This window comes from Vogesella mureinivorans, from assembly GCF_007644035.1.
GTDB lineage: Bacteria > Pseudomonadota > Gammaproteobacteria > Burkholderiales > Chromobacteriaceae > Vogesella > Vogesella mureinivorans.
Map to the genome: position 1 here is coordinate 20,308 of NZ_VMTV02000122.1, position 16,315 is coordinate 36,622.

General features: G+C 61.5%; 16 protein-coding genes. 10 read left to right on the forward strand and 6 right to left on the reverse strand.

Annotated features, from left to right (window positions below; translation table 11 throughout):
• Positions 1 to 11 precede the first annotated feature (11 nt).
• Positions 12 to 1,895 (forward strand): polysaccharide biosynthesis protein, encoded by a 1,884-nt coding sequence (locus tag FLQ44_RS03035; protein WP_147692993.1) that lies wholly within the window; start codon positions 12 to 14, stop codon positions 1,893 to 1,895.
• Positions 1,896 to 2,036: 141 nt separating this feature from the next.
• On the opposite strand, the gene FLQ44_RS03040 is transcribed toward FLQ44_RS03035, so the two are convergent.
• Both FLQ44_RS03040 and FLQ44_RS03045 read right to left on the reverse strand, forming a co-directional pair.
• Positions 2,037 to 2,804: a hypothetical protein gene (locus FLQ44_RS03040; protein WP_147692994.1), complete on the reverse strand. Its 768-nt coding sequence runs from the start codon at positions 2,802 to 2,804 to the stop codon at positions 2,037 to 2,039.
• Positions 2,805 to 2,827: 23 nt separating this feature from the next.
• Positions 2,828 to 3,382 (reverse strand): hypothetical protein, encoded by a 555-nt coding sequence (locus FLQ44_RS03045; protein ID WP_147692995.1) that lies wholly within the window; start codon positions 3,380 to 3,382, stop codon positions 2,828 to 2,830.
• Between the two features lie 364 nt (positions 3,383 to 3,746).
• Between FLQ44_RS03045 and FLQ44_RS03050 the strand changes: the two genes are divergently transcribed.
• The 6 genes from FLQ44_RS03050 (at position 3,747) to FLQ44_RS03075 (ending at position 9,591) form a co-directional block, all read left to right on the forward strand.
• Positions 3,747 to 4,079, forward strand: a complete 333-nt coding sequence (locus FLQ44_RS03050) for a PadR family transcriptional regulator (RefSeq protein WP_147688021.1) — start codon at positions 3,747 to 3,749, stop codon at positions 4,077 to 4,079.
• Positions 4,076 to 4,915: a DUF1700 domain-containing protein gene (locus FLQ44_RS03055; protein WP_170252735.1), complete on the forward strand. Its 840-nt coding sequence runs from the start codon at positions 4,076 to 4,078 to the stop codon at positions 4,913 to 4,915. Before FLQ44_RS03050 ends, FLQ44_RS03055 begins: the two co-directional genes overlap by 4 nt.
• Positions 4,916 to 4,946: 31 nt before the next feature.
• Positions 4,947 to 5,855: a LysR family transcriptional regulator gene (locus tag FLQ44_RS03060; RefSeq protein WP_147692997.1), complete on the forward strand. Its 909-nt coding sequence runs from the start codon at positions 4,947 to 4,949 to the stop codon at positions 5,853 to 5,855.
• Between the two features lie 329 nt (positions 5,856 to 6,184).
• Complete coding sequence (gene aspA / locus FLQ44_RS03065; RefSeq protein ID WP_147692998.1) at positions 6,185 to 7,588, forward strand: aspartate ammonia-lyase; 1,404 nt, start codon at positions 6,185 to 6,187, stop codon at positions 7,586 to 7,588.
• Between the two features lie 402 nt (positions 7,589 to 7,990).
• Positions 7,991 to 9,307, forward strand: coding sequence for a dicarboxylate/amino acid:cation symporter (locus FLQ44_RS03070; RefSeq protein ID WP_147692999.1), 1,317 nt, complete (start codon positions 7,991 to 7,993; stop codon positions 9,305 to 9,307).
• 38 nt (positions 9,308 to 9,345) lie between these two features.
• Positions 9,346 to 9,591: a DUF2164 domain-containing protein gene (locus tag FLQ44_RS03075; RefSeq protein WP_147693000.1), complete on the forward strand. Its 246-nt coding sequence runs from the start codon at positions 9,346 to 9,348 to the stop codon at positions 9,589 to 9,591.
• A 137-nt stretch (positions 9,592 to 9,728) separates the two neighbouring features.
• On the opposite strand, the gene FLQ44_RS03080 is transcribed toward FLQ44_RS03075, so the two are convergent.
• The gene (locus FLQ44_RS03080) at positions 9,729 to 10,085 is read right to left on the reverse strand and encodes a 50S ribosome-binding protein YggL (protein WP_147693006.1); all 357 of its coding nucleotides are present in this window, start codon (positions 10,083 to 10,085) and stop codon (positions 9,729 to 9,731) included.
• A 122-nt stretch (positions 10,086 to 10,207) separates the two neighbouring features.
• On the opposite strand from FLQ44_RS03080, the gene FLQ44_RS03085 reads away from it, so the two are divergent.
• On the forward strand, positions 10,208 to 11,965 hold the full coding sequence (locus FLQ44_RS03085) for a M30 family zinc metallopeptidase (protein WP_147693001.1): 1,758 nt from the start codon (positions 10,208 to 10,210) through the stop codon (positions 11,963 to 11,965).
• Positions 11,966 to 12,036: 71 nt separating this feature from the next.
• Here the strand turns inward: FLQ44_RS03085 and ubiD are convergent, their stop codons facing one another.
• Positions 12,037 to 13,512, reverse strand: coding sequence for a 4-hydroxy-3-polyprenylbenzoate decarboxylase (gene ubiD, locus FLQ44_RS03090; RefSeq protein ID WP_147693002.1), 1,476 nt, complete (start codon positions 13,510 to 13,512; stop codon positions 12,037 to 12,039).
• 148 nt (positions 13,513 to 13,660) lie between these two features.
• Here ubiD and FLQ44_RS03095 point away from each other — a divergent pair, with 148 nt between their 5' ends.
• The gene (locus FLQ44_RS03095) at positions 13,661 to 14,251 is read left to right on the forward strand and encodes an OmpW/AlkL family protein (RefSeq protein ID WP_147693003.1); all 591 of its coding nucleotides are present in this window, start codon (positions 13,661 to 13,663) and stop codon (positions 14,249 to 14,251) included.
• A 145-nt stretch (positions 14,252 to 14,396) separates the two neighbouring features.
• On the forward strand, positions 14,397 to 15,491 hold the full coding sequence (locus tag FLQ44_RS03100; RefSeq protein WP_147693004.1) for a VanZ family protein: 1,095 nt from the start codon (positions 14,397 to 14,399) through the stop codon (positions 15,489 to 15,491).
• On the opposite strand, the gene FLQ44_RS03105 is transcribed toward FLQ44_RS03100, so the two are convergent.
• Entirely contained in the window at positions 15,465 to 16,103 is a 639-nt protein-coding gene (locus tag FLQ44_RS03105; RefSeq protein WP_147693005.1) for a pyrimidine 5'-nucleotidase, read from the reverse strand. The genes FLQ44_RS03100 and FLQ44_RS03105 overlap by 27 nt on opposite strands.
• Positions 16,066 to 16,315, reverse strand: a 250-nt coding sequence (locus FLQ44_RS24015) for a hypothetical protein (protein ID WP_206208643.1), incomplete at its 5' end; no start/stop codon positions are given. The genes FLQ44_RS24015 and FLQ44_RS03105, both read right to left, overlap by 38 nt.

The following is a 16,315-nucleotide window of genomic DNA, read 5'->3' on the forward strand; positions in this document are numbered from 1 at the left end:
AAAAGGTTTACATGCTGGAAAAACTGCTTTCCTTCTCGCGCCATCACAAGATGGCGCTGCTGATGCTGATGGATGCGCTGCTGCTGCCGCTGGCCATGTGGAGCGCGGTGCTGCTGCGCCTGGGCGGCAACTGGGACCCGAAGCTGGACCCCTACCTGTGGATATTTGCCGTGCCGCCGCTGTGGGTGCTGCCCATCTTCATCAAGCTGGGGCTGTACCGCGCGGTGCTGAAGTTTCTGGACGACCGCATCGTCTACACCGTGTTTGTCGGCGTGTCGCTGTCGGTGCTGGTGTTGATGGCGGTGATCCTGATGGCCGGTGTCAGCGCCTTTCCGCGCACCTCCATCATCATCTTCTGGGTGTTCGCCATGGCCTATATCGGTGGCAGCCGCTTTCTGCTGCGCGGCCTGGTACGGCGTATCGACGCGCTGGATGCGCCACGGCGCCCGGTGCTGATCTACGGCGCCGGCCGCGCCGGCCTGCAGCTGATGGCCGGCCTGCTGGAAGGGCGCGAGTACCGCCCGATGGCGTTTGTGGACGATAACCCGCAGCTGTGGCGCCGTACCTTCCGTGGCCTGGCAGTGCACGGTCCGCACGAGCTGCCGCAGCTGTTGCAAGACACCGAGGCCGAGCTGATCCTGCTGGCCATTCCGTCGGCCAGCCGTGGCCGCCACCGCGAGATTCTGGAAAAACTGGAAGCGCTGCACGTGCCCATCAAGCGCCTGCCGGGCATGGCCGACCTGGTGTCCGGCGAGGTACGCGTGACCGAGCTGCGCGAGGTCGGCATCGACGACCTGCTGGGCCGCGACCCGGTACCGCCGCAGCCGGCGCTGCTGGCGGCCAACATCAGCGGCAAGGTGGTGATGGTTACCGGTGCGGGCGGGTCGATTGGCTCGGAGCTGTGCCGCCAGATTGTGCGGCAGAAGCCCGTGCGCATCGTGCTGTTCGAGGCCAGCGAGTACGCGCTGTACGCCATCGACCAGGAGCTGGCCCGCCTGGCGCCGGCGGTGCAGCGCGTGCCTTTCCTGGGCAGCGTTACAGACTACCCGCGCCTGCTGGCCGTGCTGCAGGGCATGCAGGTAGACACCGTCTACCACGCCGCCGCCTACAAGCACGTGCCGATGGTGGAACACAACCCGGTGGCCGGCATCGTCAACAACGCCTTTGGCACCGACACCTGCGCCCGCGCCGCCGAAGACGCGGGCGTGGCCACCTTTGTGCTGATCTCTACCGACAAAGCCGTGCGGCCAACGAATGTGATGGGCGCCACCAAGCGCCTGGCCGAGCTGGCGCTGCAGGCGCGCCACGCGGCGGGCAGCCGTACCCGCTTTGTGATGGTGCGCTTTGGCAATGTGCTGGGCAGCTCCGGCTCGGTGGTGCCGCTGTTCAAGCAGCAGATCGCCAGCGGCGGCCCGGTAACGCTGACGCACGCCGACATTACCCGCTATTTCATGACCATCCCCGAAGCCGCGCAGCTGGTGATCCAGGCCGGCGCGATGGGGCAGGGCGGTGACGTGTTCGTGCTGGACATGGGCGAGCCGGTGCGCATCATCGACCTGGCGCGGCGCATGATTCACCTGTCCGGCCTGCAAGTGCGCGACGAGCGCAACCCGCAGGGCGATGTGGAGATCCGCTGCACCGGCCTGCGCCCGGGCGAAAAGCTGTACGAGGAGCTGCTGATCGGCGACAACGTGCTGCCCACCGACCACCCGCGCATCATGCGCGCGCAGGAATACCACCTGCCGCCGGCCGAGCTGGCGCAGCATATGGCCGCGCTGGCTAGCGCGTGCGAGGCGCTGGATGCGGCGCAGGCCTTTGCGCTGATGCAGGGCGTGGTGCACGAGTTCCAGGCCGCCGAGGCCACCGCCGACTGGCTGGTGCAGGCGCGGCGCTAGCGCGTACCGACACAGCTTTGCTGCATGAACGTACAAGGCCCGCCGGCCATGCCGGCGGGCCTTGTTGTTTGCTGACAGGGTTGGCCATGCGTGGCAGGCAGGGTTGGCCGCATGGCCTGCGGCCCACCCTGCCCCCGGGCATCAGCCGGCTTTCTGGCTGACTTGCTGCAGGATGCTGCCGCTGGTGGCGTAGTCCTTGTTCAGATAAATCTTGGCAAACGAGTGCCCCAGCATGTCGCTGATGGGGTGGAAACCGATGCTGGCGTTGGCCGGCAGCACGGTTTTTACCACGCGCAGGCCGTTGATCACCTGGTCCCAGCTGGAGGTAACGTAGCTGGATTGCGGCAGCACGTACTGTGCGGGCGTGGCCACGCCCACGGTGACCACCTTGCCCAGTGCTTTTTCGGGGCCGCCCACCAGCAGGTTCTGGCCCACATTGGCGTACAGGTTGCCCTGCGAGTGCGCCACCAGCACCACTTTGCGGCCTTCGCCCAGATAGCGGCGGTACATGTTGACGTGTTGCGGCAGCTCGGTCATCTGCTGCTCGCCGGCAAAGCTTTTCACGTAGCTGTCTACCATGGCCTGGCTCATCCAGCCCGGCTGCGCCGCGCCGCCATCCACATAGCGCCAGAAGTCGCGGGCGCTCTGCGTTTCCTGGTTTTTCTGGCGGAATACCTGTTGCAGGTCGGCAAAGAAACCATTGGTGGCGTTATAGGCGTTGCCGTATACGTAGCCCTTGTCCAGCTTGCGCGCCTGCAGGCTGCCTTTCAGCAATTGCAGGCTGGCGATGGCATCGTCGAAAGTGTTCTGGATGCCGTTCACGTATACCACGGCCGAGGCGGCAGCGTGGGCGCTGCCAGCGGTGGCCAGCAGCAGGGCGGCGGCCAGTGCGATAGTGCGTTGGTGCATGGGTATCTCCCGAAGTACGTTGCTCAGGGTGGTGTGGCAGGTGCCGTGGCGCAGGGCGTGGCACCGGGGTCGTCAAAGAACTGGCCGGCGGCCAGGCCTTGAAAGCGGATATAGGCGTCGCTGTCGGCCGGGCGGCTGAGCATTTCGGCGCGCGCGGTCATGATCTGGTCGTAGGCCCATTGCTGGTCCTGGCCGCTGCTTTCCAGCGTGGCCGGCGCCATCACGCAGGCAATGGCGCGGGCTATGCGCACGCCAGCCCGGTGGGCGCTGGCCTGGTCGTGAGCCTGATGGATCGCCTCGGCCCAGCCTGCGGCCAACTGCAGCATGGCCTGGTGTAGCGGCGGGTTGCTGCCATAGCGTGCGGCCAGCCATTGCTGCATCTCGTCCGGTACAGCCTTGGCCGGGCGTGTTGCTGCTACCGGGGTGGCCGGTATGGCGGGCAGGGGCAAAGCTGCCGCTGTGGCTGCCGCAGCGGCAGGGCTGGCCTGTGGCGCAGGCTCTGGCGCAGCGTCTGGCGCTGCCGGCCACAGTAGCCAGGCCAGCAGCAGGCAGATGGGCAGGGTAATCAGGTAGCGCATGGGTAGGTCCTTGCAGGGGCTGGGGGATACTATGCTTGGCTTTTGTGTCGATAATTAAACGTTTGTTGGTTGTTATCGATATGTGCATTTGCAGCATGTTGGCGTGCCGCAACAGCAGGTGCATCGCCTTGCCAGCGAAGGCTTGCAGCGTTTTGCCTGCACGCTCGGCCAACCCGACTGGCTAATACGCAGTGAAAGCTACCTTGCAATGCACAGTAGTGCTTGCTAGTATGCAGCCATGCATTCCGGCACGCGTGCCGGCAGGTTCCTTGTATTGCAAGGTAGTGGCTGGCACAGCAGGGCGCGCCAGGCAGATCTGGCACCGGCCATATCACCATGGCGCAACGACGGCAGGAGGGGGTGGATGAAAACGCAATTACGCAAAGGCACGCTGGAAATGTGCGTGCTGGCGGTGCTGGCGCGGCACGACAGCTATGTGTACGAGATTGTCAGCACGCTGGCGCAAAGCATGGACATCAGCGAGGGCACCATCTACCCGCTGATGCGCCGGCTGCAGGCAGACGACTGGGTCAGTACCTATCTGGTGGAGTCGGCCAGCGGGCCGGCACGCAAGTATTACCGGCTGACGCCGGGCGGGCGCGATGCGCTGGCCGCCATGCGCCAGGAATGGGGCAGCTTTGTTGCCGAGATCAATGCCGTGCTGGCGAGTGCGCGGCCGCAAGGAGAGACAGCATGAACCGTGAACAATACCTGCAAAGGTTGGCCGCAGCCCTGGGCAAACTGGCCCCCGCCGAGCGCGACGAGATTCTGGCCGATTACCGCGCCTATTTTGACGATGCCGCCGCCGACGGCCGCAGCGAAGCCGACGTATGCGCCGCGCTGGGCGAGCCGGAGCGGCTGGCGCGCGAGCTTACCGCCGAGCGCAAGCTGGCCGACTGGGAAGCGGACAAAAGCCCGGCCAACATGAAGCAGGCGCTGGGCGCGCTGGCCGGCCTGGGCGTGCTCAATGTGTTGTTGGCGTTTCCCTACCTGTTTTTGCTGACCTGGCTGGGCAGCCTGTGGCTGGGCGCGGTGGGCCTGCTGATTGCGGGCCTGGTGATCACCGGCAGCTGGGCTAGCCACAGCGTGTTTGGCTGGCCGTCGCTGGACAATATCGTGGTGAATGACAGCGGCGTGGGGCCCTGGCTGATTGCCACCAGCCCGCATGACGGCCAGCCGCCGCGGCTACGCATCGAAGGTGATCATGGCGAAACGGTGCGCATCGAGCCCGACCCGGCCAGCGGCAAGCTGGTGATCGAGGCGCGCGACGGCGACGAACACTTCCGTCTGGAGCGCGACGCCAGCGGCAATCTGGCCCAGCTGCAGATTCGCGATGGCGCCGACACGGTCGAGCTCAGCGGCTTGCCCGGTGCCTCGTCCGGCAGCGTACTGGTGTTGGGCCTGGTGCTCACCGTGCTGGGGCTGGTGGGCAGCATCCTGGGCTGGAAAGTGTTGCGCTGGGTGTGGCGCGGCACCGGCCGCTGGCTGCGCTGGCAGCAGCGCCTGGTAGCGGGCGAGGCGGCAGTGCGGTAGGCTGCGGCCAACCTTCGATACGGGAGCAGGCATGGAAACCCGCTGGCTGGAAGACTTTCTGGTATTGGCCGAAACCGGCAGCTTTACCCGCTCGGCCGAGCTGCGCCACCTCACGCAGCCGGCGTTTTCCCGCCGCATCAAGGCGCTGGAAAACTGGCTGGGTGCCGACCTGATCGACCGCACCACCTGGCCCACGCGGCTCACGCCGGCCGGTGAGCTATTGCAGGAAAAAGCGCGCCTGCTGGTGGGCGAGCTGTCCAGCACGCGCAGCCTGCTACGCGGCCTGCAGCAAGCCGACGCCGCCACGCTCACGCTGGCGGTGCCGCATACGCTGTCGTTCGGCTTTGTGCCGCGCTGGCTGGCCGACGAGCAGACTACGCTGGGCGAGGTAGCCTGGCGCCTGCTGGCGCATAACGTGCACGACGCGGTGATCGCGCTGACCGAGGGCAACGCCGACCTGCTGCTGTGCTACCACCACCCGCGCCACCCGGTAGAGCTGCCGGATAGCCGCTACCACGGTCTGCGCCTGGGCAGCGAAACGCTGCAGCCATTCAGCCGCGCCGAGCAGGGCCAGCCGGTATGGCAGCTGCCAGGCAGCGAGGGCGCGCCGCTGCCGTTTCTGGCTTACGGCCCCAATGCCTACTTTCGCCGCATGGTGGAGCTGATCATCCAGCGCGCGCCGCAGCCTTGCCTGCTGCAGCAGCGCTTCGAGACCGACATGGCCGAAGGCCTGAAAGCCATGGTGCTGGAAGGCCACGGCGTGGCGTTCTTGCCGCAAAGCGCGGTACAGCGCGAGCTGGCGGCCGGGCAGCTGGCCGCCGCCGGTGGCGAGGCGTGGTCGCTGCAGATGGAAATCCGCGTATACCGCGACGCGCGTCGCGAGCTGCCGCAGCTGGATGCACTGTGGCAAGGGTTGGCCGCACGCTACCCGGCGGTGTGATCGCCGGGTTTCGCATGGCAGTGTAGGGGGACTGGCGCCAAATTGGCCTCGTGCGGTCACGGGGGTAACCGGCAATACCAAACCTTGTCCGCGTAGTGGATGCCCGCTATTCCCTATATGTTTTGTCTGCTTTTGCTGCTGATTGCCAGCATGTCCGTCGTGGTCAGGGTGCCATTTGCCGCCAAAAACCTGCACGTTGGCCGCAAAAAGCTGCCTGTTGCCAGATCATGCAAATCTTGCATGATCCTATCGCCATTCGGAATTGGCCGCCGCCACGGTGCTGCCGCTACAGTGCAGGCACTCCACACAAAAGCACAAAGACAACACCTATGACCACCCGCCTGGAACACGATCTACTGGGGGACCGCGAGGTCCCGGCCCACGCCTACTGGGGCGTGCACACCCTGCGAGCCATCGAGAACTTCCCCATCACCGGCCAGACCATCGCCAGCTACGGCGACCTGATCCGCGCGCTGGCGGTGATCAAGCAGGCTGCCGCGCTGGCGAACCACCAGCTGGGCATTCTGGCAGACCACCACAAGGAAGCCATCGTGCTGGCCTGCGAGGAAATCCGCGCCGGCAAGCTGCACGACCAGTTTGTAGTAGACGTGATCCAGGGCGGGGCGGGCACCTCCACCAATATGAACGCCAACGAGGTGATCGCCAACCGTGCCTTGGAGCTGTTGGGCCACGGCAAGGGCGAGTACCAGCACCTGCACCCCAACGAACACGTGAACATGGGGCAGAGCACCAACGACGTGTACCCCACCGCGCTGCGCCTGGCCACCTTCTGGGGCGTACAGCGCCTGCTGGCCGCCATGGCCCGCCTGCGTAATGCCTTTGACGACAAGGCCGACGAATTTGCCGACGTGCTGAAGATGGGCCGTACCCAGCTGCAGGACGCGGTACCGATGACGCTGGGGCAAGAGTTCCGCACTTACGCCGTGATGCTGGGCGAAGACGAACAGCGCCTGTACGAAGCCAGCGCCCTGATGCTGGAAATCAACCTGGGTGCCACCGCCATCGGCACCGGCATTACCGCCCACCCGGACTACACCCCGCTGGTGTGCCAGAAGCTGTCGGCGCTCACCGGCCTGGCGCTGGAAACCGCGCCTAACCTGATCGAGGCCACGCAGGATTGCGGCGCCTTCGTGCAGCTGTCCGGCGTGCTCAAGCGCGTGGCGGTCAAGCTGTCCAAGAGCTGCAACGATTTGCGCCTGCTGTCGTCCGGCCCGCGTGCCGGCCTGGGCGAGATCAACCTGCCAGCGCGCCAGGCCGGTTCGTCCATCATGCCGGGCAAGGTCAACCCGGTGATTCCGGAAGTGGTGACCCAGGTGGCTTACGAAGTCATTGGCAACGACATGACCGTGACCATGGCGGCCGAAGCCGGCCAGCTGCAGCTCAATGCCTTCGAGCCGGTGATTGCCTACAGCCTGTTCCGCAGCGTGAGCCACCTGGCCGCCGCTTGCGACACCCTGCGCGATAACTGCGTGGTGGGCATTACCGCCAACCGCGAGTACCTGCTGGACACCGTGCACCGCTCGGTAGGCCTGGTGACCGCGCTGAACCCCTATATCGGCTACGCCGCCGCTACCGAGGTGGCGACCGAAGCGCACCAGACCGGCGGCAGCGTGTACGACATCGTGCTGCGCCGTGGCCTGCTGACGCGCGAGCAGCTGGATACCGTGCTGCAGCCGGCAGCACTGACCAGCCCGCGTTGGCTCACGCTGTAACGATTCCCTCTCTCTTGAATGTGATGTGAAGCTTGGCCGCCCTACCGCAAGGTAGGGCGGCATTTTTTTGCCCGCGTCTGCCCGTGCGCCGCCCGATCTGGGCAAGCCAGCTTTGCGCAGTCTGTGGCGGCTTTTTGTCTGTTTATTGCGCCATCATGCTGCATGGCGACACAAGCTTGCCTGCGGGCACCCGCCATGCTGGTACGCCAGGCAGCGGCGTGCTGCGGTGCGGGATTTGCCTGATTACAGCGCGGCCACTTTCTGTTTTAATGCCAGCCCTGCGCGGCAGCCTTGCCAGTGCAGCATGAAAAAACAAGCGCTACGGCGCTGATGTACCGCCCGGCAACGACCGAAGCGGACACTACAAAGGATTAATTTCACAAAGCAATACAGGGAAATACCGTGAAACTTAATCGATTGACCAAGATGATCCTGGCCGCCATGGTGCTGGGTATCATTGCCGGCTACGGCTGGCGTGAAATGGCTGGCAGCGAAGAAGCGATCAAATCGTTTGCCGACCAGCTGTCCATTCTGACCGACATCTTCCTGCGCCTGATCAAGATGATCATTGCGCCGCTGGTGTTCTCCACCCTGGTGGTGGGTATTGCCCGCATGGGTGATTCGGCTACTGTTGGCCGCATCGGTGCCAAAGCCATGGGCTGGTTTGTCACCGCCTCGCTGGTATCGCTGGTGCTGGGCCTGATCATGGTGAACCTGCTCAAGCCAGGCGTGGGCCTGAGCCTGCCGCTGCCGGAAGTGACCGCCAGCTCGGGTATCGAGAAGGGCGCGCTGACGCTGAAAGACTTCATCAGCCACCTGATCCCCAAGAGCGTATTTGACGCGCTGGCCAAGAACGAGATTCTGGCCATTGTGGTGTTCTCGCTGTTCTTCGGTACCGCCGCGTCTGCCGTGGGCGACAAGGCCAAAGGCCTGATTGACGCTATCGATGCGGTAGCGCACATCATGCTGAAGGTTACCGGCTACGTGATGAACTTTGCCCCCTTTGCCGTATTTGCCGCGATTGCCGGCATGGTGGCCAAGGAAGGCCTGGGCATTTTGTCTACCTACGGCAGCTTCATGGCGCAGTTCTATCTGTCGCTTGGCTTGCTGTGGCTGGCGCTGCTGGGCATGGGCTCGCTGTTCCTGAAACGCCGTGTGCTGGAGCTGCTGCGCGCCATTCGCGAGCCGGCACTGCTGGCGTTTTCTACCGCCAGCTCGGAAGCTGCCTACCCGAAAACCCTGGACCGCCTGAAACGCTTTGGTTGTAGCGACCGCATCGCCAGCTTTGTGCTGCCGATGGGCTACTCGTTCAACCTGGACGGCTCCATGATGTACTGCACCTTTGCCACCATCTTCATTGCCCAGGCTTACGGCATTGACCTGAGCCTGTCGCAGGAAATCACCATGCTGCTGATCCTGATGGTGACCTCCAAAGGCATGGCCGGTGTGCCGCGTGCTTCGCTGGTGGTGATTGCCGCCACGCTGGCGCAGTTCAACATTCCGGAAGCCGGCCTGCTGCTGCTGCTGGGTGTGGATCACTTCCTGGACATGGGCCGCTCCGCCACCAACGTGCTGGGTAACGCCATTGCAGCCTGCGTGGTCGCCAAGAGCGAAAAAGAGCTGGGCGCTGCCCAGCCGGTGCTGGACGAAGACGACGATATCGACCCGCAGCCGCGCCGCGAGCCAGAGGCCACGCCGGCGTTTGCCAAACAGGGCTGATACCCTGACACTGTCGGCTGGACAACGATGGATGCATCATGAAAAGCGATGAACGCTATCTGACCCAGCCGCAGCTGGCAGAACTGGCCAGCCAGGTACAGCAGTATCTGGCCGGTGAGCACGAGGTAGAACTGGGCGGCTTTGATGCCCAGGCGCTGGTCTTGCTGGTGGCCGAGCGTATTGGCCCGGCCATCTACAACAAGGCGCTGGCCGATGCCCGCAGTGCGCTCGATACGCGCATGGAATCGCTACAGTCGGCCCTGTGGGAGCTGGAGCGCAGCTAGCGCACCGTTACTGCCCTGGCTTGGTACAAAAAAGGTTGGCCGCATGCCATCACGGTGTGCGGCCAACCTTTTTTCATGGTGCTGTATCAAGAAAAAAGCCTGCCGCATGGCAGGCTTTTTTGCGGGTAGCCCGTGGCTTACCAGGCGCTATGCCATACATCCAGCAGATCGCTGACTTCTACGCTGGACACTTCGCTGCGGCCTTTCAGCCAGCCAGCCAGTGCAGCTTGTACGTCGGCGGTGACTTTCACGCCGTTTACCGGAAACACGATGCCATCGAGCTGGCCATCGCTAAAGTGGCCACCAAAGCTCACGCCTTGTGCATCTACCGCTTCCAGCCAGCCGTTCAGGAAAGCATCGTTGGCCGCATCGTCCAGGCCAGCCAGCGCGGCGACCACGGTAAAGCCCAGCTCCTGGAACTCGCCTACGCGCAGTTTCTTGCGTTGGCGTGGCGACAGGCGTTTCAGGCGGTTTGGGGAGTTCGGGTTGGTCATGGTTGGGACTTTCACTCGGTTTAGCGGCCTACATGATAGCAGTTTCGTGGTGGTACTTAACGTTAAACCGCTTATGTAAAGAAGATGATAGCATTGGCATAATATGCAAGGGAGGACGATAAGTGCGTAAACATTTTCTGGGTTTGCTTCCATTCATTCTGGCCGCCTGCGGTGGCGGTGGCGCCGGTGGTGGCAGCAGCAATACGGTCGGTAGTGAGATTGTGGATGTCGCCGCGTGCATCGCGGGTAATTGCAATTTGTCAGCCAATAGCGTGGCGGTGAATAGCCGCAATACCATACTGACGGTGCAGAACACGCGCAGTATGGAGGCCTACGTTACCCTGCGTAATGTGGGGAGCAACCCCGCTGTCGCCATGATGAGCCTGGCCGAAGGGGCGAGCAATATTGCAGCAGGTACGCTAGCTACCTACACCACCTCAAGTATCCGCTTGCAGAATAACGTACCTTCAAAAGTGGAAACCTTTAACCGCAAACTGGCCAGTTTGCTGAATAACGGCCAGCAGGCTGGCTCCGGTACAGGGAGTGGCAGCGTCGTCCAGGCGAGTGGCGTACCGGCGGGCCCGCTGACGGTTGGTACTTCTGTTGCCAGCTGGAATGCACAGGTTTCCGATGCAGATGCGGCGTTTTCTTCTACGCTGCAAGGCCAGGCAACGTTGGGCACTGGGCAGAGCGTGAATGTGTGGGTGGCGGCAAGTAGCAATATCAGCAGTGCTCAGGCCCAGAGAATGGCAGATATCTTTGCCAGCCAGATTTACAACCCGGTCGTTGCGCTGGCTGGGGAGCCGTGGGGGGCTGTGCCTGCCGTGGCACAAAGCAGCCTGATCGCTGGTGGCGCACGCGATATCCATATCGTGCTGCACGACATCACGCCGGATGCCCAACCTCTGGGTGTGATTGGCTATTTCTGGGGCATCAATAACTTTACCCGTGCTTTCCTGTTGCAGCACCCGGAAACTGCCTCACTGAAGAGTAATGAGCAGCTGGTGTTTTTCATGGACTCTGCAACCTATGGGTATGCAGAGGATCCAGACCCGCTGAACAGTAACAACAAGCTGCTGTGGAACGAAACCAATCCTACTCCCGCTATTGCTATCACAACACTGGCGCACGAATTCCAGCACATGGTGCAGTTCTACCAGAAGGTAGTGCGCCATGCGGCCAACCCGTTGCCGGTACCCGCGGACGACACGTGGCAAAACGAGTTGGCATCGCAGACATTGGCCTATGTACTGGGGCAGCAAATGTATGCCAACCAGGGTACCGGCAACAATGACATCAACCCTGGTGAAATGGGCTACTACAACCCGCATCTATACGCCAGTGGCGAGTTTGCCCGGTCTCTGGGCTATGGCGGTTGTCTGATGACGGCGTGGGGTGAGAGCAGCTTCGATCCGTGTTCTGCTGCCCTTCACTATCCACAAGCGCTGAGCTTTGGCATGTATCTGGTGCATCAGTATGGCCCCGGCATTCTCAAGGAGTGGATTACCAGCAACAAGAGTGGCGTGGCGGCGATTGAAGCGGGTTTGCAAGCTCGCGGCGAGACGGCCGGCTTCTACAATGTGCTGAAAAAATGGCAGCAATCTGTGTTCCTGGCGGCCAACCCGCTACTGAACCGGCCTGGTTATGGCTTCCCGGCGCGTAATGATACGGTTAGTGGCCAGAATTTTGCGCTCAGAGCGGTTTATCCTTTCCGCTATAGCAAGACTTATCGTCTGGATGTCAGCCCGCTGTTGTCCTTGCCAGAGCCGCTTACCCCTTATCGCATCAAGGTGCAGACCCGGGTAGTGAGTGGTGACAAAATCTGGTTACCCGCTAATGCCAGCCTGACGTTGATTACCGATAGTGGTCTGGCATTCTGATTGTACTGCCCTGTAAATGAGCAAGCCCCCGCACGGTACCGTGCGGGGGCTTGTTGCTTAACGCATGGCAGTTACAAACCCAGCTCCTGCCAAATACTATCGATACGTGCTGACACTTCTGCACTCATATTGATGGTCGTACCCCATTCCCGGTGGGTTTCCCCTGGCAGCTTGTTGGTGGCGTCCAGCCCCATTTTGCCGCCCAGGCCGGAGACCGGGCTGGCAAAGTCCAGGTAGTCGATAGGCGTGTTCTCGATCAGCGTGGTATCGCGTACCGGGTCCATGCGGGTGGTAATGGCCCAGATCACTTCTTTCCAGTCACGCGTATTCACGTCGTCGTCTACCACCACAATGAACTTGGTGTACATGAACTGGCGCAGGAAGCTCCAGCAGCCCATCATCACGCGCTTGGCGTGGCCGGGGTACTGCTTCTTGATGCTGATCACCGCCATGCGGTAGCTGCAGCCTTCCGGCGGCAGGTAGAAGTCCACGATTTCGGGAAACTGCTTTTGCAGGATGGGCACGAACACTTCGTTTAGCGCCACGCCCAGGATGGCCGGTTCGTCTGGCGGTTTGCCGGTGTAGGTGCTGTGGTACACCGGGTTCTCGCGCATGGTGATGCGGTCGATGGTGAATACCGGGAAGCTATCCTGCTCGTTGTAATAGCCGGTGTGGTCGCCGTACGGGCCTTCCAGCGCCATATCATTGGGGTGGATGTGGCCTTCCAGCACGATTTCGGCACTGGCAGGTACTTGCAGGTCGGAGCCGATGCACTTCACCAGCTCGGTGCGGCTGCCACGTAGCAGGCCGGCAAACTGGTATTCGGACAGCGTATCCGGCACCGGGGTTACGGCGCCCAGGATAGTGGCCGGGTCGCAGCCTAGCACCACGGCAACCGGGTAGGGCTTGTCGGGGTTGGCCGCACGGAATTCGCGGTAGTCCAGCGCGCCGCCACGGTGCGCCAGCCAGCGCATGATCACGCGGTTGCGGCCGATAACCTGCTGGCGGTAGATGCCCAGGTTTTGCCGCTTCTTGTGCGGGCCGCGGGTAACGGTGAGACCCCAGGTAATCAGCGGTGCCACGTCGCCAGGCCAGCAGTGCTGGATGGGCAGACGTGACAGGTCAACCTCATCGCCTTCCCACACAATTTCCTGGCAGGGTGCCTTGCGTACTTCTTTGGGTGCCATCGATAGCACTTGTTTCAGCAGCGGCAGTTTGTCCCAGGCGTCGCGAAAGCCTTTTGGTGGCTCCGGCTCTTTCAGGTAGGCCAGCGTCTGGCCGATTTCGCGTAGCGCCAGCACGTCATTGGCCCCCATGCCCATGGCCACACGCTTGGGGGTGCCGAACAGGTTGGCCAGCACCGGCATGTCGTAGTGCTTGTCGCCCGCCTGTGGCCGGGTAAACAGCAGGGCAGGGCCGCCGGCTTTGAGCACGCGGTCGCCGATTTCGGTCATTTCAAGATGGGGGGAAACAGGGCAGGTAATGCGTTTGAGCTCGCCCTGTGCCTCGAGCTGGGACATGAAGTCCCTCAAGTCGTGATATTTCATGATTTTTTCATGATCTAGCGCAAAAACGATGGTGCGGCGCAAGGTTAATCTAGGTTCTGACGTCGCAAGCTACTGTCCGCAGTGAATCAAGTCAATAAGCGGGCAAGCAAGCGAACCACTTTTACTAGCTACCCGCTTGGAGATAATGATGAAAAAGCTTGCTATTGCTGCTCTGGCTACCCTGCTGACCACCAACGCATTTGCTGCCCAGGGCGACATCCTGGCGCGTTTCCGCGTGACTAATGTTAACCCGCAGACTTCGGTTTCTTCTGATCTGGAAGGTGTCGATGTAAAAGATGACACCATCCCGGAAGTTGATTTCACTTACATGCTGACCAACAACGTGGGTGTGGAACTGATCCTGGGTACCTCCAAGCATTCCGTTACCGCCGGTAGCACCGAACTGGGCACTGTGAAAGTACTGCCACCAACACTGACCGCCCAGTACCACTTTAACCCTCAAGGCGAGTTCCGTCCTTATGTGGGTGCTGGTGTGAACTACACGCGTTTTTACGGTTTCAAGAACAAGATTGATGGCTTGGATCTGAGTGTGAAGAAAAACAGCTTTGGCCCGGCACTGCAAGTGGGTATCGATATGCCGCTGACCAAAGATGTATTCCTGAACCTGGATATGAAAAAAATCTGGATCAAGACCAAGGTAAAAGCCGGTTCTACCGATCTGGGCACCCTGGACATCAACCCGCTGGTAACCAGCGTAGGTATCGGTACCAAGTTCTAATACTGGCCGTATCGTGTGAAAAAAGGGCACTCCGGTGCCCTTTTTGTTTGCGCGCCAGTACCCGCGCCTAGCCATTGGCCAGCTTGTCAGCCAGTGGGGTGCTGGGTATGCTGTCCTCGTTCATCCATCCGGAAGTGCTTGCTCAATGACCGCGCAGCCAGGCCGCGCCACCCATAGCCACGTTGCGCTTTACGCCGCAATGGTCAATGCCGTGGTGATTTTCTTTCTCAGCCTGTACCCCTTTAGTGGCTGGGCCTACTCGGGGCGGCCGCTGTTCGAGTTTCTCTCCTACCCGCTGCCGTTCTATGTCCGCTTTTTTGATAATGCGGCCAACGTTGTCATCTATATTCCCTACGGTTTCAGCCTGGCGCTATTGCTGCTGCCGCGCTGGCATTCGTTTCTGCTTGCCATCCTGGTAGCCAGCCTCACCAGTATCGGTGTGGAGTTCTTGCAGGAATTCCTGCCCATGCGGGTGGCGTCCAACCTGGATGTGCTGTGCAATGTGGCCGGGGCATGTCTCGGCGCCACGCTGGCGGTATCACCGCTGTTTCGTCGTCAGTGGCACCACCTCAAGCAATGGCGCCGTCGCCATTTTGCCGACCATAGCGCGGTAGATTATGGCCTGCTGCTGCTGGGCCTGTGGTTTATCACCCAGCTCAACCCGGCCATGCCGCTGTTTGGCGTGGTGGCTTACCCGCAGGGCTTGCCGCAGCCGTATGTTTCACCGCTGGATAACCCGCGGCTGTTCCTGTTTCTGGTGGAAGCCGGTGGTGCCATGGCCAATATGCTGGCGGCTTGCCTGTTCATGACCAGCCTGTTCAGGCAGAAAGCCGATCGCTTCAAGGCGATCTTGTTGCTGCTCGCCGCCATCTGGTTCTGCAAAATGTTGGCCGCTGGCGTGTTGCTCAAGCCCTTCGCGCTGTTTCAGTGGATCAACCCCCATCTGGTTACCGGCCTGACCGCCGGCTTCCTGCTGCTGTGGTTTTTTGCTGGCCGCTCGCGGCTGGTACAAACCATCACGGCCATGCTGGCATTACTCCTGGCCCAGTTTGCCGCCACGCTATGGCCGTTAAGCGAAGTGCAGTCGGACTTTCTCTCGCTCTTCCGCTGGCCCTACGGCCATCTGCTTAACATGAGTGCCCTGCTGGATTTTCTATCAGACCTGTGGCCAGCGGCCGCCATGGCGTGCTTGCTGCTCTCGTGTTACCAGCAGCTAAATTCTCTGCAAATCAAACAATGAGGTAATGCGCCAGTCCACCCAGGACGGCTTGCGGCACTGGTGGCTAAGCCATGCCGTGCGCATCCCCAGGCGTTTGGCTGTTTTCAGGTTGGCCGCAGAGTCCTCCACCATGATGCAATTTCCCGCGTGAATACCCGCCTGGCGCAGCACGCTGGTGTACGCCGCCACCCGTGGTTTGGGTGTAAAACCAAAGCTATCCATGCCAAAACAGCCCTCAATCTGTGTTTCTATCCCCAGGTGGCGCACAATCGCCTCTACATAGTGTTGTGGGCCATTGGAAAACACCCACTTGCGCCCCGGCAGGCGCTTCAGCCATAGCGGTAGCTGCGTGCCGGTTTCAATCAGGGGCAACAAACTCTCCATCGGGTGGGTCTGCTTCAGGAAATGTTGTGGTGCTATGCCATGGTGGCGTTGCAGCCCGGCAAGCGTTGCACCGTAGCGTGCCCAGTAGTCAGTGCGCAGCCGGTCCGCCTCGGTGCGGCCAACCCCCACGTAGTGACAGATATAACGTGTCATATACTCGTTAATCATCGGAAAAACTGCCGCGCCAGCATGGTGCAGCGTGTCATCCAGGTCAAAAAGCCAGTGTTGAGCATGCGTTGTGATTGTCATTTCGCCATGGGTCCCATCGGAAAGCGCCTAAGTCTATGCACCCTTGCAAAAAAAATCCCGCAGTTTTTGCTGCCCAATCAGTAGCTTGTCCATAGGGCAGTAAAAAACTTCGCGATAAGTGTTGACGGGTTTTGGCTGGGTGGGTATAGTTCGCCTCCTCAGCTGACGACGCAAACGAAACAAGCCAGTCAGCACCGCTCTTTAACAGACCA

Bases quoted from the DNA above. Each gene is read 5' to 3' on its own strand.
- FLQ44_RS03035 (WP_147692993.1), top strand. From the start codon at position 12: ATGCTGGAAAAACTGCTTTCCTTCTCGCGCCATCACAAGATGGCGCTG.
- FLQ44_RS03040 (WP_147692994.1), bottom strand. From the start codon at position 2,804: ATGCACCAACGCACTATCGCACTGGCCGCCGCCCTGCTGCTGGCCACC.
- FLQ44_RS03045 (WP_147692995.1), bottom strand. From the start codon at position 3,382: ATGCGCTACCTGATTACCCTGCCCATCTGCCTGCTGCTGGCCTGGCTA.
- FLQ44_RS03050 (WP_147688021.1), top strand. From the start codon at position 3,747: ATGAAAACGCAATTACGCAAAGGCACGCTGGAAATGTGCGTGCTGGCG.
- FLQ44_RS03055 (WP_170252735.1), top strand. From the start codon at position 4,076: ATGAACCGTGAACAATACCTGCAAAGGTTGGCCGCAGCCCTGGGCAAA.
- FLQ44_RS03060 (WP_147692997.1), top strand. From the start codon at position 4,947: ATGGAAACCCGCTGGCTGGAAGACTTTCTGGTATTGGCCGAAACCGGC.
- aspA (WP_147692998.1), top strand. From the start codon at position 6,185: ATGACCACCCGCCTGGAACACGATCTACTGGGGGACCGCGAGGTCCCG.
- FLQ44_RS03075 (WP_147693000.1), top strand. From the start codon at position 9,346: ATGAAAAGCGATGAACGCTATCTGACCCAGCCGCAGCTGGCAGAACTG.
- FLQ44_RS03080 (WP_147693006.1), bottom strand. From the start codon at position 10,085: ATGACCAACCCGAACTCCCCAAACCGCCTGAAACGCCTGTCGCCACGC.
- ubiD (WP_147693002.1), bottom strand. From the start codon at position 13,512: ATGAAATATCACGACTTGAGGGACTTCATGTCCCAGCTCGAGGCACAG.
- FLQ44_RS03095 (WP_147693003.1), top strand. From the start codon at position 13,661: ATGAAAAAGCTTGCTATTGCTGCTCTGGCTACCCTGCTGACCACCAAC.
- FLQ44_RS03100 (WP_147693004.1), top strand. From the start codon at position 14,397: ATGACCGCGCAGCCAGGCCGCGCCACCCATAGCCACGTTGCGCTTTAC.
- FLQ44_RS03105 (WP_147693005.1), bottom strand. From the start codon at position 16,103: ATGACAATCACAACGCATGCTCAACACTGGCTTTTTGACCTGGATGAC.